This is a genomic window from Rothia nasimurium (assembly GCF_042660305.1).
Classification (GTDB): domain Bacteria; phylum Actinomycetota; class Actinomycetes; order Actinomycetales; family Micrococcaceae; genus Rothia; species Rothia nasimurium.
Window position 1 is genome coordinate 148,606 of the sequence record NZ_JBHSTW010000001.1, and the last position, 15,984, is coordinate 164,589.

Below are 15,984 nucleotides of genomic sequence, written 5' to 3' on the forward strand. Positions count from 1 at the left end.
AAAAGACCATTTAAATCAGAAAAACCCACCTAGTTGGTGGGTTTTTCTGATTTAGATGGTACCTACCCGGTGCAGGGGAAGGGGCGCGGACGTCCGCCCTACTTCTCCTCGTCGATCAGGTCGCGCACCACGATGGTCTGCTCGCGGCCGGGGCCGACGCCGATAGCCGAGATACGGCAGCCGGAAATCTCTTCCAGCTTCTCCAGGTACTTACGGGCATTCTCGGGCAGTTCATCGAGGGTCTTGGCCTCGGTGATGTCTTCGGTCCAGCCGTCGAAGTACTCGTAGATGGGCTTGGCGTGGTGGAAGTCTGACTGGGTCATGGGCATCTCGTCAAAGCGAACGCCGTCCACGTCGTAGGCTACGCAGACAGGGATTTTCTCCAGACCGGTGAGCACATCGAGCTTGGTGATGAAGAGGTCGGTGAAGCCGTTAATACGCACAGCCTGGCGAGCCAGAACCGCGTCGTACCAGCCGCAGCGACGGGGGCGGCCGGTGTTCACTCCGAACTCACCACCGGTGGTACGCAGGAATTCGCCCATTTCATCAAAGAGTTCGGTGGGGAAGGGGCCGGCACCCACGCGGGTGGTGTAGGCCTTCTGAATACCTATGACGCGGGAGATGCGGGTGGGGCCAACACCGGAGCCGACTGAGGCGCCACCTGCGGTGGGGTTGGATGAGGTGACGAAGGGGTAGGTGCCGTGGTCAACGTCGAGGAAGGTGGCCTGGCCGCCTTCCATGAGCAGGGTCTTGCCTTCGTCCAGGGCCTTGTTCAGCAGCTGGGTTGACTCAACAATCATGGGGGCCAGGCGGTCGGCGAAGCTCATGAAGTAGTCAACGATTTCTTCGACCTCAACGTGGCGGCGGTTGTAGACCTTGACCAGCAGTTCATTCTTCTGGCGCAGGGCACCTTCGACCTTCTGGCGCAGGATGGACTCGTCGAGGATATCCTGCACGCGAATGCCTAGGCGGCCAACCTTGTCCATGTAGGTGGGGCCGATGCCGCGGCCGGTGGTACCGATGGCGCGCTTGCCGAGGAAGCGTTCGGTGACCTTGTCCATGGTCTGATGGTAGGGCGCTACCAGGTGGGCGTTAGCTGAAATTTTGAGCTTGGAGGTGTCTGCCCCGCGGGCTTCAAGGCCGTCGATTTCTTCGAAGAGGGCCTCGGGGTTGACGACCACGCCGTTGCCGATAACGGGTACAGCGTTTTCTGAGAGGATGCCGGCGGGAAGGAGCTTGAGCTCAAACTTCTGGCCGTTGACAACGACGGTGTGGCCTGCGTTGTTACCGCCGTTGGGCTTGACGACGTAGTCGACGCGGCCGCCGAGCAGGTCGGTTGCTTTGCCCTTACCTTCGTCGCCCCACTGGGCGCCTACAATCACAATTGCTGGCATAAGTCTTACTCCTGAATAGGGTGGTCACCTGCCGGGTTTCACGGCGGTGGGGTGGGGCTGCGCGGCCTGTGCAGACGGCGCGGACGCAGGGCACACCATTCTTAAGGATAGCAAGGGTGGTTTGTGTTTGGGCAGGTGTTCCAGGTTTTGCGCTACTAGCGGTAGAGGGTGGGCGGACGCCGGACGGTACTTTAGAAGATGTACAGGTGTGCTGGAAGGACTTAGGTAGAGGGCACCAATAAAGCACTAAGAAATAATATGACTTGTAGTCAGAGCTTACTCAGAATGTCTTTAAACTGGTAGGTATGAGCGAAAACCCATACACACCTAACACTCCGTCTTCTCAGCCCGATCAGCCCGGAGTACCAGCATCGTCTGCCGGGGCTTATGCCGCACCGGGCCAGTACCCCTATCAGGACCCCTACGCCGCACCTCAGCAACCTAACGGCAAAAAGCCTAAGAATGTGGTTGGCCTGGTGGCTCTGGGCCTGGGCGTTCTCGGCTTTATCTTGGGCTGCATTCCCGCCGTTGCCGTCCTTGGCTGGCTCTTGCTGTTTGCGGCTTTTGTGACCGGTATTGTTGGACTTTTTCAGAAGAACAAGGAAAAAGTCACCTCGATTATCGCCATTGTGCTCTCGGTTATCGGGTCAGTGATTTCAGGTATCGTCCTGTTTTTCTTTGCCCTCAATACTATTGCTAACGACCCCGAGCTCCAGCAGAGCCTGCAGGAGCTTGAGTCAGCGGTAGCTAGCCCGTCAGCAACCGCATCTGCTCCGGTAAGTTCTGCTGCTCCGGCCGTCACTGCCTCTGCCCCTGCTACTTCTAACGCACCATCTGCCGAAGCCTCCCAGCAGACCGCCTCTGCTGCCGGGGATATCCCCCGCGATTACACGAGCGCTCTTGCCGAAGCCCGTGACTATCTAGAGTTCAGCAGTTTCTCCTACACTGGCCTCTACGATCAGCTGACCAGCGAGTACGGCGGCCAGTATTCACCTGAAGCAGCCCAGTACGCTATGGATAACCTGAGCGATGTTGATTGGAACGCTGAAGCTCTTGAAGCCGCTGAAGACTACATCGAATTTTCTGATTTCTCTTACGCAGGTCTCTACGATCAGCTGACCAGCGAGTACGGTAGCCAGTTCACCCCTGAACAGGCACAGTACGCGGTTGACAATGTCAATGCAGACTGGAACCAGGAAGCTCTCGATGCCGCTCGTAGCTACCTGGAAATCTCTGAGATGAGCGACGCCCGCCTCTTCGATCAGCTGACCAGTGAGTACGGTAGCCAGTTCACCCCCGAACAGGCCCAGTACGCCATCGACAATCTCTAAAACTAGAAAAATATCAAAGCCCGCCCTGCCCCCTTCGCTGAGATAGGGTCAGTGCGGGCTTTTGTGTAGGTAGAAGTTCTTGATGAACCCTATGATGGAGCTATGACTTCTATCCCCCACGTTCTTTTTATCTGCCAGTCCAATAAGGGCAAGTCTCAGATGGCTGAGGCCCTGATGAACCTCCATGCGCAAGGACGCGTGCGGGCGACGTCCGCAGGCACCAAGGCTGCGGTGGGCAGCGCGGTCAACGCTGAATCTGCCGCTTCGCTCGCTGAAATCGGTGCGGATATGAGCAAGGGTACGCCCAAGTTTGCCAGCGCCGACGACCTGGCTGCTGCTGACCGTATCGTCATTCTGGGTGGGGCGGCACAGCTTGAAACGACGGACGAGGAGGTCCTGGCTAAGACCGAACGCTGGAATACCGTTGAGCCCTCCCACGATGGAGTTGAGGGGGCTGAGCGCATGAACCTGATTCGGGACGATATCGACGCCCGCGTCCGTGCCCTGCTGGCTGAGCTCACCCCCTAGTTAGGCATACAACGGCGCCCCATCTTTCTTTCCACGCACCGGAGTGCTGCGGGAAAGAGGGAAGGAGCGTCGTTTGCTGTATGGGGTGGGTTAGAAGAGCGCCACCTTCGGCGGTGCCGGGAAAATCTCGTCGAGCAGGGCGAGCTCGTCCGCGTCGAACCGGCGGACGATAGCCGCCGCGTTAGCGCGCACCTGGTCTTCGGTGGTGGCCCCGGCGATTACAGAGGAAACCGGCTCCTGCTGGGCCAGCCATGAGAAGGCGACCTGTACTTCGGTCAGGCCGCGCTCAGCGGCGAAAGCTGAGAAGGCTTCAAGCTGGTCCCAGTTAGCGCCGTCCAAGATGTCGGGCTTGATGCGGGTCAGGCGCCCGTCGGCAGGAGCAAAAGAGCGCGAATACTTACCCGTCAGTAGCCCGTTAGCCAGGGGGAAGTAGGGCAGTACACCCAACCCGAACTCGCGGGCGGCGGGCAGCACCTCAAGCTCAGCGCGGCGGTCAAGCAGGTTGTAGTGGTTCTCAGCCGCAATGTAGCGGTGCCCCAGGGCCCGGCCCAGGTGCTCAGCATGGGCGATCTGCCAGCCGGTGTGGTTGGACGACCCGATGTAGCGCACCTTGCCCTGCTCAATCAGGGTGCCCAGGGCTGAGAGGGTTTCTTCGATGGGGGTGGCGGGGTCGGGGGTGTGGTGGAAGTAGAGGTCGATGTAGTCGGTGCCCAGGCGACTCAGGGACGCCTCAACCGCCCGCATAATGTACCGGCGGGAGCCGCGCACCCCGTGGTCGGTGCCGTTAGCCCCGCCCATATCCATGCCGAACTTGGAGACAATCACAATCTCATCGCGGTCGATTCCGGTCTCGCGCAGGGCCCGCCCAAACATGGTTTCAGAAATACCCGGTTCAGCCCCGTAGATATCGGCGACATCGAAAAGGGTAATGCCGGCTTCAACGGCAGCGGTGAGGACGGCGTTGGTTCCAGCTTGCGTTTCGGTGGCGGTTTTGGCGCGGCCCAGGTTATTGCACCCCAGGCCTACATTTGAAACGGTGAGGCCGCTTTTTCCCAGTTGACGGTATTCAATGCTCATACCCGTCATATTACTGTCATGTGTCTCAACACACCCGACACAGAGTCAAAAAGCTACACAGAGCGGCGGTTTCTTGCCAGCGCCCCACCTGCGCTTTTAGTGTAGAACCATCAAATCTATCCAGAGCGACCGAGAGACCTAGCTCGATGACGTCGCAGCAACCACCCTGACGGGAAAGGTGCTCCTGCTAGGACCGATAGAGTGCATCACCAGCGGTCCACCCACCGCACTGTGTGGCGCCCTCCCGCCACCAGTGGGAGCGGCCACCGCATTCTTTCGGGTCTACCCAACGACCTGTAAGGAAACCATGAGTACCCATATACCGGCGCTCTCCTACGAACTCTTCCCACCGCGAAGTTCTGCCAGTTGCGAGAGTCTGCTGACGACCATCGACCAGCTGGCACCCACTAACCCCGACTATGTGTCGGTGACCTATTCCGGTGACCGGGCTCGTAAGCAGAAAACCCTGGCCCTACTAGACCATCTGGTTCATGAAACCCGGCTCACTCCCCTGGCCCACCTCACCTGTGTAGGGCACACCGCCGAGGAGCTGGAAGCTGCTGTTCGCCGCATTCTGGCGATCGGCGTCCGCGGGTTTTTAGCCCTGCGCGGTGACCTGCCGCCGGGCAGCACGCAGGCTCCCGACATCCCCTTTGCCCGGTCCCTGGTTGACCTCATCCGCCGGGTGGAGACCCAGGATTTTGCCCACCTAGCGGCAGGACGCGTAGCGGTGGGGGTGGCTGCCTACCCCTCCCGGCACCCGGAATCCAGCTCGGAACTGCAGGATATTGAAATTCTGCTCTCCAAGGAGCGGGCGGGGGCTGACTTCGCTATTACCCAGGTTTTCTTTGAGGCGACCCGCTACGAATCCCTGGTGCAGCGGGCCCGAACCGCGGGGGTGACCCTGCCCCTGATTCCGGGCATCATGCCGGTGACCAGCCTGCGCAGGCTCACCACCCTCTGCTCACTAGCGGGCCTGCCCGTACCCCAGCAGCTGGCCTACAACCTGGAAACCGCGAGCGGGGACGCCCAAAGGCACCGTATCGGGGTGGAGTTCGGCGTCCGCCTGCTCCAAGAATCCCTCGACGCCGGTGCCCCCGGCATCCACTTCTACACCTTCAATGAACACGCAGCGGTGCTGGATGTTCTCGAGCGGGTTGACCTGCCCCGCTACAGCACCCGCTTTGAAAACCCCCTGGCCGAACTGACCTACGCCTAAAAATATCGGCCCAAAGACCTTATAGAAAGACACCACCATGACCACCGTTTTCCCCACCGCAACCATCACCGGCTACCCCCGTATCGGCGCCCGCCGCGAACTCAAGCGCGCTGTTGAAGCCTACTGGGCGGGTAAGTCCGACCAGAACGAGCTGAAACAGACCGCCCAGAAGATTCAGCAGGACGCCTACCGCACCCTCACCGAGCGCGGCCTGACCGACGACTACGCTATTCCCGCGGACTTCTCCTTCTACGACCAGGTACTCGATACCACCCGCCTCTTCACCGCCCTGCCCACCCGCTTCGAGTCGGTACGCGATGACCGCGGCCTGATCGACCTGGACGGCTACTTCGCCCTAGCCCGCGGCACCGAGCACCTGCCCCCGCTGGAGCTGACCAAGTGGTTCGACACCAACTACCACTACCTGGTACCAGAAATCGGCCCGATCACCGGCTTTACCCTCAACACTGAAGCTCTCGACGACCTGCTGGCAGCCGCTGAGGCGGCGGGGACGTCCGCCCGCCCCAGCATCACCGGGCCCCTCACCTACCTGCTCCTGGCAAAAGCCGAGGACGGCGCCCCCGCCGACTTCGCACCCCTCGACCGTCTAGCAGACCTGCTGCCCCTCTACCGGGATCTGCTCGCCCACCTGGCCGGCCGCGGTGTGCACTGGGTTCAGTTCAACGAGCCCGCCCTGGGTGCCGACCAGGCTGTGAGTGAAGCCGAGCTGGCGCAGCTCATTGAGAAGACCTACGGGGAGCTCACCCAGCTCTCTGACCGCCCCTCCCTGCTGGTCACTAGCCCCTACGGCAACCTGGCCGGTCTGTTAGAACCCCTGGCCACTTCGGGCGTAGAGGCCCTGCACCTTGACCTGGTATCTACCGGCTATGATCAGGACGCCCTCACCCGCCTCTTCGGCGGCGATTCGGCTCCCCTGCTGGTGGCAGGTGTGGTAAACGGCCGCAATATCTGGCGTAACGACCTGGCGGCCTCCCTCCACACCCTGCAGGCGGTGGGAGCGGCGTCCGTCTCGACCTCGACCTCCCTGCAGCACGTGCCCTACGACCTTGACCTGGAAACCGGGCTCGACCAGAAGCTCACCAGCTGGCTGGCCTTTGCCCACCAGAAGGTCAGCGAAGTTGCCCTGCTCGCTCGGGGGCTCGCTGAGGGGCCCGAGGCTATCGCCTCCGAGGTTGAGCAGGCCAAGGCAGCGCTCGCAGCGCGTGCCCAGTCCAGCGGAGTCAACGACCCCTGCATCCGCGAGCGTACCCTCTCCATTACCCCCGAGAACTACGAGCGCGCGTCCGCTCAGGTGCGTCAGCAGGCCCAGGAGGATCTGAACCTGCCCCTGCTGCCGACTACCACCATCGGGTCTTTCCCGCAGACCGGTCATATTCGTTCCCTGCGGGCGGACTACCGCAAGGGTGCGCTGACCAGGGAAGAGCTCGATGCTCATCTGCGGGAGGAGATTCGCTGTGTGATTGACTTCCAGGAGCGTCTGGGGCTGGATGTGCTGGTGCACGGTGAAGCTGAGCGTAACGACATGGTGCAGTATTTTGCGGAGAACTTCGACGGGTTTGCGCCGACCGAGCACGGCTGGGTGCAGTCCTACGGGTCGCGCTGTACCCGCCCCTCAATTCTGTGGGGCGATGTGAAGCGTAGCGGTGCGGGTACTCGCGGTGAGGCCTTTACGGTGCCGTGGATTAGCTTCGCGCAGCAGCAGACCGATAAGCCGGTCAAGGGTATGCTCACCGGCCCGGTGACGATTCTGGCCTGGTCGTTTGTGCGCGATGACCAGCCTCTGGCGGCGACCGCAACCCAGGTTGCGCTGGCCCTAGCCGATGAGATTGCTGACCTTGAGGCCGCAGGCACCCGCATCATTCAGGTGGATGAGCCCGCCCTGCGCGAGCTGCTCCCCCTGCGTGCCGAGGATCAGGCTGCCTACCTCGACTGGTCGGTCGGTGCCTTCCGACTGGCGACCTCGCAGGTTGCCGACTCCACCCAGATTCACACCCACCTGTGCTACTCGGAGTTCAACGAGATTTTTGGGGCCATCGATGCCCTGAACGCCGATGTCACCTCGATTGAGGCAGCCCGCTCCCGCCTGGAGCTACTGGCCGACGTACCCGAGAGCTTCGACCGCGGCATCGGCCCCGGCGTGTGGGACATCCACTCCCTGCGTGTGCCCCAGGTCGACGAAGTCGAGAAGCTACTGGCTACTGCCCTGGAGCATATCCCCGCCCGTCAGCTCTGGGTTAACCCCGACTGCGGCCTGAAGACCCGCGCCTACAAGGAGACCAAGGCTTCCATCGAGTCTCTGGTTGCCGCTACCGAGGCTGTACGAGCCAGCCTCACCGTAGCGGTCTAGGGGTAAGCAAAAAGGACGCCGCCCCCGCCCTCCCTGCCGTCTGGCAGGAGGGTGGGTGGCGGCGTCCTTGCACCCGTGAAGCGCAGATGCGACCCTAGTGGGCCATGGGGGCGCTTCCGGCAGCCTGCTTGCCGGCAGGCAGAAGCAGGGCCACCACGATAGAGCCCAGCGACATGAAGGCTGCTACCAGGAAGGCCAGGTGCACACCGGCCATGTAGGCCTCTACGCCGGTACCGCCGTGGGCAGCCGACCCGATACCCAGCAGGGCCACAAAGAGGGCGGTTGCTGCGGCACCGGATACCTGCTGGAAGGTGGTCATGGCCGAGGAACCGAAAGCGTGTAGTTCGTGATCAAGAGAGCCCAGCCCCAGGGACATCATGGGGGTGTTAATCAGCGGTAGGGCGAAGGTCATGAGCATGTAGGTGGCCACCAGGTACCAGACGGGAGTCTGGGTGTTGAAGGTGCTCATTAGCCAGATAGAGGCGCTAAAGAGCAGGGCACCGGGGATGACCAGGGTGCGGGCGCCGAAGCGGTCCGACAGGCGGCCGACGACGGGGCTCAGCACCGCCATGAGCACGCCACCGGGCAGCAGCATCAGGCCGGTTTGCAGGGCGCTCATGCCCAGGACGTTTGCGGCGTAGAGAGGAATCATAATTGCGGTGCCCAGCATGACGCCGATACCCAGGGAGGTCATGATGACGGTCAGGGTGAAGGGGCGGGCACGGAAGATGCGCAGGTCCATGAAGGGGCCGCGATCTTGCAGCTGAATCTGACGACGCACGAATACGGCCAGCAGGGCAACCGAGACAGCCACGATAACCCAGGGGTTAACCGGCAGGTGGGCACCGCCGTGGGAGGAATCGCCGCCCATAGACGATAGGCCCAGCACCAGGCCGCCAAAGCCCAGGGTTGAGAGGACGATAGAGAAGACATCGAGCTTCTGCGAGCTACCCTCGGGCTTCTCGGCCGGGGCCAGGCGCAGACCAATCGCCAAGGCGATGATGCCGATAGGCAGGATCAGCCAGAAGAGCCAGCGCCAGCTAGCGGCGTTCAGAATAAGACCTGAGACGGTGGGGCCAGCAGCCGGCGCCGCCGAAATGACCATACCGATAAGGCCCATCGCCTGACCGATTTTGCTGGGGGCAACCAGGCGCATCATGGTGGTCATCAGCAGCGGAATCATCACGCCGGTACCGCCTGCCTGGAGCACGCGTCCGACCAGCAGCAGGGCAATGCCGGGGGCGATGGCAGCCACCAGGGTACCCAGGGAGAACAGGGCCATAGCGCCCACGAAGACCGTGCGGATGGAATAGCGGGAGATGATGAAGCCAGAAGCCGGGGTTACGACTGCCATGGTCAGCATGAAGCCGGTGGAGGTCCACTGAGCGGTGGAGGCGCTGATGTTCAGGTCTGACATGATGTCGGGCAGGGCTACGCCCAGCAGGGTTTCATTCAGAATCAGCACGAAGGCCGCGATGACCATAATGGCCAGGAGCAGGAACTCCTGGCGCTCTAGTTTATGGGCGGCGGGCATTGATGCGGTGTGCGCAGCCGGTTCGGTGACCGCGTGCGCTCCGGTTTCGGGGTGAGAGTGTGTTTGCGTAGAAGACATAGGCGTTTAAGCCTACTCTTCGCCGTGGAGAGCGTATATAGCGTCTTGCTCACACCTGCCTAGGCGAGCCGAGCGAGATGGCTTACTGGGCGGCGCGCACCGCAATCAGCAGATCACCCTTGTTCATGGACGAGCGGCCCGGCACCTCAAGCTGCTTCGCCAGCTCGTAGAGCTCAGCACGCGTCAGCTCAGCCAGGGGGCGCACCTCTGCCACCAGGAAAGTCTGGTTATCGTCGTCCTGCAGGTCGGGGGCGGACGCCGCATCCTCCTGGGCAGGGGCCTCGGCCAGGGGTTCGGTGGTCAGGTCTTCGTCGAAGTCAGCGGAGTCAACAAGCTCCAGGCTCTCAGCATCAAGGATCTCTTCGTAGCCAGTAGCTTCCTCCGTGCTCTCAGCTGTCTCAGCCAGAATCAGCTCAGCCTCCCGCTGGGCCGTGCTCTTTGTGCCCTTCTTGGTTTTCTTCTTTGAGTCCTTCTTCTCTGCCTTCTTGGGCTCAGCTTTCTTAGCCTTCTGAGGCTTCTTGGTCTCGACCTTCTTCGAGTCCTTCTTGTCAGACTTCTTCTCTGCCTTTACCTTCGCGGCACCTTTCTTGCCCTTGCCGGTAGAGGGGGCGGCGGCGTCCTTGCCTTTGCCTTTGCCCTTAGGGGCGGGCTGGGGCTTGTCAGAGATTTTTTCGTACTTCTTACCCACCAGCTCGTACTTCTTCTCGAGCTTCTTCTGGGCCTTCTTGCGGGCTTTCTTCTCGTCGCCGTGCTTGTCTAGGGCCTTGGCGTAGGCCTTCACGTAGCGCTTCTGTGCCTTGTCGCTGGAGCGCTTGAGTTCCTTGCTGAGTTCTGGTTTCTTGCCCATGGTTCACCTTCCACTTATCAGTGTTCTTACTGTCTAAGCGTAGTCCCGGTCACGCGCCACCCCAAGCGCGGCACGGTTTGGTTACGCCCCTCTAACCCACTTTGTACCGCGCCCTGCCCACTTTTGACCCAAAAAGTGGGCAGGGCACGGTACAAAATAACGGGACGGCAGAACACGGAGCAGCGGAAGGGGGCGGAACAGCTCCCCCTCACGCTCTGAGCCGAACCAGCGCAGGGCACCTGACGGGCGGCGTCCGCACCCCTAAACTAGGTGATATGACTAACTCAGGTATCGACACTAGCTTCCTTGATCCCGCCACCAACCCCGCTGACGACTTCTTCCGCCACGTCAACGGCACCTGGTACGATTCCCACGAGATCCCCGCCGACCGCTCCCGCGACGGCGGCATGTACTTCCTGCGCGATGCAGCCGAGGAACACGTGCGCGACATCGTCGAGAAGTTCGCCGCCGAGCAACCGTCCTCACGCATTGGCGCCCTCTACTCCTCCTTCATGAACACCGAGAAAATTGAGGCGGACGCCACCGCCCCGCTGCACGCCGAAGTGCAGCCAGTGCTGGAGGCAGCTACCCCCGAGGACTTCGTGCGTGTGATGGCTGAACTTGACCGCCAGGGCCACGGCGGCCCCTTCGGCTGGTACACCAGCATCGACGCCAAGAACCCCCAGAAGTACGTGCTCTACCTGGCGCAGACCGGCCTGGGTCTGCCCGATGAGTCCTACTACCGCGACGAAAAATACGCCGAGCTGCGCGAGGCCTACGTCGCCCACATTGAGCGCATGTTTGAGCTGACCGGCCTGGCCGAGAACTTCGGGCTTGAACCGGCAGACGCCGCCCGCGCCGTCTTCGCCCACGAAACCGAAATCGCCTCCCACCACTGGGATAACGTGCGCACCCGCGACGCCGATGCCCGCTACAACCCGGTCAAGGCCGCCGACCTGGACGAGAAGTTCCCCGGCTTCCCCTTCACCACCTGGCTGGCAGACATGGGTATTTCCACAGAGAAGGCCGGCACCGTTGTGGTCAACCAGCCCTCCTACTTTGAGGCAGCCGCCCAGATGTGGGCCACCGCTCCCCTCTTCATCTGGAAGCTCTGGTACATCTGGCACATGGCTCACTCCCGCGCCCCCTACCTCAACCAGGCCATCGTTGAAGAGAACTTTGACTTCTACGGCCGCACCCTCTCAGGCTCCGAAGAACTGCGTGACCGCTGGAAGCGCGGCGTCGGCCTGGTCGAAAACTCCCTGGGTGAAGAACTGGGCAAGGAGTACGTGGCGATTCACTTCCCGCCCACCCACAAGGCCAAAATGATGGAACTGGTAGACGACCTGCTCGAAGCCTACCGCCGCTCCATCACCGACCTAGACTGGATGACCGACGAGACCCGCGCCCGTGCCCTCGAGAAGCTCAGCAAGTTCGTCACCAAGATCGGCTACCCCGACAAGTGGCGCGACTACTCCGCCCTAGAACTGACTGACGACCTCTTCGAGAACCTGCGCCGCTCGGGCGTCTTTGAGCACGAGTTCCAGATTGCCCGCATCAATGAGCCCGTTGACAAGACCGAGTGGCTCATGACCCCGCAGACCGTCAACGCCTACTACATGCCCCCGGCTAACGAAATCGTCTTCCCCGCCGCAATCCTGCAGGCCCCCTACTTCGACGTGGACGCGGACGCCGCCGTCAACTACGGCGCTATCGGCGGCGTCATTGGCCACGAGATCGGCCACGGCTTCGACGACCAGGGCTCCAAGTACGACGGCACCGGTGCACTCAACAACTGGTGGACGGACGCCGACCGCGAAGAATTCACCGCCCGCACCAAGGCCCTGGTGGAGCAGTACAACGGCTACACCCCCACCGGCCTAGACCCCGAGAAGTTCACCGTCAATGGCGAACTGACCCTGGGCGAAAACATCGGTGACCTGGGCGGCCTTTCCATCGCACTCAAGGCCTACCAGATTTACCTGGAACGCCAGGACCTCACCCTCGAGACCGCCCCCGTCATCGACGGTCTGACCGCCACCCAGCGCGTCTTTATCTCCTGGGCCCAGGGCTGGCGCATGAAGACCCGCCCGCAGACCGCCGAGATGTTCCTGGCCATCGACCCGCACTCCCCCGAGGAGTTCCGCGTCAACGGCGTTGTCCGCAATATCGACGAGTTCTACACCGCCTTCGACGTGCAGCCCGAGAACGGCCTCTATCTGGCACCGGAGGAGCGCGTGCGTATCTGGTAGAAGAAGCTATATAAAGTGCGGGGGACGGCCGTGCTTCCGCCTGCTGACCCTCTCGCAGCTCGCCCTGGGGGGCTCGCAGCGATTCACGCCAGCCCCGTGCCAGCAGGCTTCCAGCACGCCCGTCCCCCGCACCCCCGCTTAACTAAAAGGACGCCGGTGAACTACTCACCGGCGTCCTTTTGCGTACCCGAGCGCTAGGACATTGCGGGGACGTCCCAGAGGTTCAGCACGGTGCCGATGCCCTTGCGGACGGCATTGCGGTAGACCACGGTGCCCCAGGCGACGTCCTCAATGGGCATGCCGCCGACGGAGTAGACGGTGATTTTTTCTTCGTCGTCCTCGGGGGCGGGGTGGTTGAGGGCTTCGCCCATGTCACGCAGTTCTTCAGGGGCCATGAGGCCGTTATGGATGCGGTCGTTGAACTTGCAGCCGACGATGGAGACGTAGTTGTGGGATTTGCCGGGTTCGGTTTCTTCGGCCCAGGCGTCATACATGCCGGCGTTGTCGACGAGTTTACGCACGTCAGGTTCGAACATGCCTTCGTCGAGGTTGCAGGCGGCGGGCATGGCGAAGAAGGCGCCGGGCTTGACCCATTCGCGGCGGACAGTGGGGTAGGTTTCGGGGTCGCCCACGTGGATTGAGGTGCAGAAGGTGACGATGTCTGAGTCGCGCACGACTTCTTCGAGTTCTTCAACGGCGATGACGTTCATGCCGGGGTAGGTTTCTTCGGCCCAGCTGATGAAGGTGTCGATGCCCTTTTGGGAGCGGCCGAGTACCTTGATGGTGTCGACCGTGGGGCGGGCTTCGATGAGGGCTGCAACAGTTGCTTTGGCGATGACGCCGGGGCCCAGCAGGCCGAGCACCTTGGCGTTCTTGGGGGCGAAGCGGCGGGCGCCGACGCCGGAGGCGCAGCCGGTGCGGTAGGCCGAGAGTAGGTTGGCGCTCATGTAGGCGAGGGGGGCGCCGGAGGTTGCGTCGTTGAGGGTGAGCATGAGAATGGAGCGGGGTAGGCCAATCTCGCGGTTGTCGATGTTAGAAGCGTAGGTTTTGACGCCCATGGTGCGGAAGGAGCCGCCCAGGTAGGCGGGCATGGCGACGTAGCGGCGGTCGGGGCCGTCGGCGGGCATGCCTTCGTGGGCGGGGTTGACGGGGAACTGTACCTTAGCGCCGTGGGATTCGCCGTTGTGGCCGGCCATGCGGTAGTCGCCGCGGGCGTGCAGGGCCAGGGCTTCTTCCATGGCGTCGGTGCAAGCGGCGACGTCTTCTACGCCCGCTGCAATCATGTCGGCTTCTGAGAGGTAGCGGAAGTCGATGCGGGGGAAGACGGGGTTGAGTTCGGGGTCAACGGCTGCGTTGAGGTAGGCGTCGTGTGAAGTCAAGCGGGGGATCTCCAACTGTGAGTGTTAAAAGTTCAGACGAATCAACATAACACTTTTGCCGGAAGGAAATAAATGGACTGTGGGAAATATCTGGCCGGCAAAGTCAGGAAACAGAACTCGTTCTACACAACCTTGAACGGCGTATACGATGCAGGACAGGCGTCAAAAACAGCTAAACCAGAACTCTGCTTATCAGGGTTCTGCATCTTCGCCAAGACCACCATGAGGTGCCTGCCTACTCCACCTACGAAGAGATATCGGCTCAATGAATCATGAGGACAAATATCCTTATGCTTATACAGCAGATTGATATCCTAGAGGTTATGGAACAACGTCCCAAAATAGTAGCTATCTATGCAACGGATACGATGGCTGACTGGGAATATGCTTACATTACAACTCAATTAGCCATAGCAGAAAAAGCAAGACCAGGACAGTACCACGTTGCCTTTGCCGGAGAAACCTTAGATACCGTCTATTCTCAGGGAGGCCTATCTATTACGCCGACAACTACAGTCGAAAAAATTTGCGATGATAAGGCCCTTGCTACTCTAGTAATACCCGGTGCTGCTACCTACGGAAAGGGACACAGCACTTTGTATCAAACGGTCGCTGCTTTATTGGAGCAAGAAAAACCAGTATCTGCAATTTGTGGAGCAACGTACTTTTTAGCACGTTGCGGGTTTTTGAATTCCCGTGCCCACACATCTAACTCAATATCTTTTCTGCAGCAGGCTCCTGGCTATACCGGGGAGAGATTCTACCTAGATACCAAAGTTGTTACCGACACAGGTATCACCACTGCTTCCGGCCTGCATCCAATCGCATTCACAGCTGAGGTTCTTCGTCAAGCTAATGTTTTTCCTCAGCCAGTAATTAATGCGTGGCAAACATTGTTCGAAACGGCATCAGAAGAAAGCAATCTTGCCTACACACGCGCCCTTAAACAATGGGTAGCAACCAACTCTTTCTAAACCCGAGGAGGCCCCGTGAACCCCACCCCCAGCGTCCTTTTTATTTGCCAGTCCAACAAGGGTAAGTCGCAGATGGCTGAGGCCCTGATGAACCTTCATGCGCAAGGACGCGTGCGCGCGACGTCCGCGGGTACCAAGGCTGCGGTGGGTAGTGCGGTGAACGCTGAGTCGGCCGCTTCGCTGGCCGAAATTGGGGCAGATATGAGCGCAGGTACCCCCAAGTTCGCGTCGGCCGAAGATCTAGCTGCCGCAGACCGCATTGTTATTGTGGGGACTGCTGCCCAGCTTGAAACCGATGACCCTGCGATTCTGGCTAAGACCGAGCGTTGGGAAACTGTAGAACCTTCTCACCAGGGTATTGAGGGTGCAGAGCGTATGGCCCTGATTCGCGACGATATTGATAGCCGCGTCAGGACCCTGCTCGACGAACTTTCTCGTTAGGGCTTTATTTCAATACGGTGAGGGTCATGGGGTAGGTGAAAACTTCACCGTTATTGGCCTTCACCGCTGCAAGAATGTGCACAACGATCAGGGCTACCCATACCGCAATAAAGACAATCCAGGTAAATAGACCCGCTATTCCAAAAGTCACGATAGTAAGTACCCAGGCGGCAATATTCACTAGCCAGAGAGTGAAATTGAAGTTGAAGGCGCCCGCAGCGGCCACGCGCACAAAGGCGTACCCCGGCTTGTCTTTGTAGATAGCCCAGAAGATCAGGGGCCCCACAAAACTCGCGAAAGATGCGGTCAATATCAGGCCCAGCAGGCCCGAGAGATGGGCAAACATGGCCATGCTCTTGGCATCAGCAGGAATAAGGTTGCCGTAAGCATCATAGGTCGGGGAAGCAACATTGGGACCCTGCCCATAACCGTGCTGGCCACTGTAGGGTTGTCCCGGGGCGCCAGGTTGCTGGTATGCGGGGCCAGGCTGACCAACGGGGCCCTGCCCCGGCCCGCTCTGATTGCCGTAGTCGCCGTAGGGGTTCTGATTCTGTTCAGTCAT

13 protein-coding genes and 1 riboswitch are annotated in these 15,984 nt (G+C 60.7%); of the genes, 7 read left to right on the plus strand and 6 right to left on the minus strand.

Features of this window, described 5'->3' with window-relative positions; all coding sequences use genetic code 11:
* Positions 1-98 precede the first annotated feature (98 nt).
* Positions 99-1,394: an adenylosuccinate synthase gene (locus ACFP6B_RS00660; RefSeq protein WP_377125471.1), complete on the minus strand. Its 1,296-nt coding sequence runs from the start codon at positions 1,392-1,394 to the stop codon at positions 99-101.
* Between the two features lie 305 nt (positions 1,395-1,699).
* On the opposite strand from ACFP6B_RS00660, the gene ACFP6B_RS00665 reads away from it, so the two are divergent.
* On the plus strand, positions 1,700-2,725 hold the full coding sequence (locus ACFP6B_RS00665; protein ID WP_377125474.1) for an Ltp family lipoprotein: 1,026 nt from the start codon (positions 1,700-1,702) through the stop codon (positions 2,723-2,725).
* A 102-nt stretch (positions 2,726-2,827) separates the two neighbouring features.
* A complete protein-coding gene (locus ACFP6B_RS00670; RefSeq protein ID WP_237222909.1) occupies positions 2,828-3,253 on the plus strand; it encodes an arsenate-mycothiol transferase ArsC in 426 nt (141 codons plus the stop codon).
* Positions 3,254-3,343: 90 nt separating this feature from the next.
* Here the strand turns inward: ACFP6B_RS00670 and ACFP6B_RS00675 are convergent, their stop codons facing one another.
* Entirely contained in the window at positions 3,344-4,330 is a 987-nt protein-coding gene (locus ACFP6B_RS00675) for an aldo/keto reductase (protein WP_377125477.1), read from the minus strand.
* 113 nt (positions 4,331-4,443) lie between these two features.
* Positions 4,444-4,533, plus strand: a riboswitch (SAM riboswitch).
* A 104-nt stretch (positions 4,534-4,637) separates the two neighbouring features.
* On the opposite strand from ACFP6B_RS00675, the gene ACFP6B_RS00680 reads away from it, so the two are divergent.
* Positions 4,638-5,549 carry a methylenetetrahydrofolate reductase gene (locus tag ACFP6B_RS00680; RefSeq protein ID WP_377125480.1) on the plus strand — a complete coding sequence of 304 codons (912 nt, stop codon included), beginning with the start codon at positions 4,638-4,640 and terminating at the stop codon, positions 5,547-5,549.
* Positions 5,550-5,586: 37 nt separating this feature from the next.
* A complete protein-coding gene (gene metE, locus ACFP6B_RS00685) occupies positions 5,587-7,917 on the plus strand; it encodes a 5-methyltetrahydropteroyltriglutamate--homocysteine S-methyltransferase (protein ID WP_377125483.1) in 2,331 nt (776 codons plus the stop codon).
* A gap of 94 nt (positions 7,918-8,011) precedes the next feature.
* On the opposite strand, the gene ACFP6B_RS00690 is transcribed toward metE, so the two are convergent.
* Together ACFP6B_RS00690 and ACFP6B_RS00695 are read right to left on the minus strand one after the other, a co-directional pair.
* Positions 8,012-9,529, minus strand: coding sequence for an MDR family MFS transporter (locus ACFP6B_RS00690; protein WP_377125486.1), 1,518 nt, complete (start codon positions 9,527-9,529; stop codon positions 8,012-8,014).
* A gap of 82 nt (positions 9,530-9,611) precedes the next feature.
* Positions 9,612-10,376 carry a Rho termination factor N-terminal domain-containing protein gene (locus ACFP6B_RS00695; RefSeq protein WP_377125489.1) on the minus strand — a complete coding sequence of 255 codons (765 nt, stop codon included), beginning with the start codon at positions 10,374-10,376 and terminating at the stop codon, positions 9,612-9,614.
* A gap of 275 nt (positions 10,377-10,651) precedes the next feature.
* Here ACFP6B_RS00695 and ACFP6B_RS00700 point away from each other — a divergent pair, with 275 nt between their 5' ends.
* Positions 10,652-12,628 (plus strand): M13 family metallopeptidase, encoded by a 1,977-nt coding sequence (locus ACFP6B_RS00700; protein WP_377125492.1) that lies wholly within the window; start codon positions 10,652-10,654, stop codon positions 12,626-12,628.
* 194 nt (positions 12,629-12,822) lie between these two features.
* Here the strand turns inward: ACFP6B_RS00700 and ACFP6B_RS00705 are convergent, their stop codons facing one another.
* On the minus strand, positions 12,823-14,007 hold the full coding sequence (locus ACFP6B_RS00705; RefSeq protein ID WP_377125495.1) for a tyramine oxidase subunit B: 1,185 nt from the start codon (positions 14,005-14,007) through the stop codon (positions 12,823-12,825).
* A gap of 323 nt (positions 14,008-14,330) precedes the next feature.
* Between ACFP6B_RS00705 and ACFP6B_RS00710 the strand changes: the two genes are divergently transcribed.
* Positions 14,331-14,981 carry a DJ-1/PfpI family protein gene (locus ACFP6B_RS00710; RefSeq protein ID WP_377125498.1) on the plus strand — a complete coding sequence of 217 codons (651 nt, stop codon included), beginning with the start codon at positions 14,331-14,333 and terminating at the stop codon, positions 14,979-14,981.
* A gap of 15 nt (positions 14,982-14,996) precedes the next feature.
* Positions 14,997-15,422 (plus strand): arsenate-mycothiol transferase ArsC, encoded by a 426-nt coding sequence (locus ACFP6B_RS00715; RefSeq protein ID WP_377125501.1) that lies wholly within the window; start codon positions 14,997-14,999, stop codon positions 15,420-15,422.
* A 4-nt stretch (positions 15,423-15,426) separates the two neighbouring features.
* Here the strand turns inward: ACFP6B_RS00715 and ACFP6B_RS00720 are convergent, their stop codons facing one another.
* Positions 15,427-15,984, minus strand: a complete 558-nt coding sequence (locus tag ACFP6B_RS00720) for a DUF4870 domain-containing protein (RefSeq protein WP_377125504.1) — start codon at positions 15,982-15,984, stop codon at positions 15,427-15,429.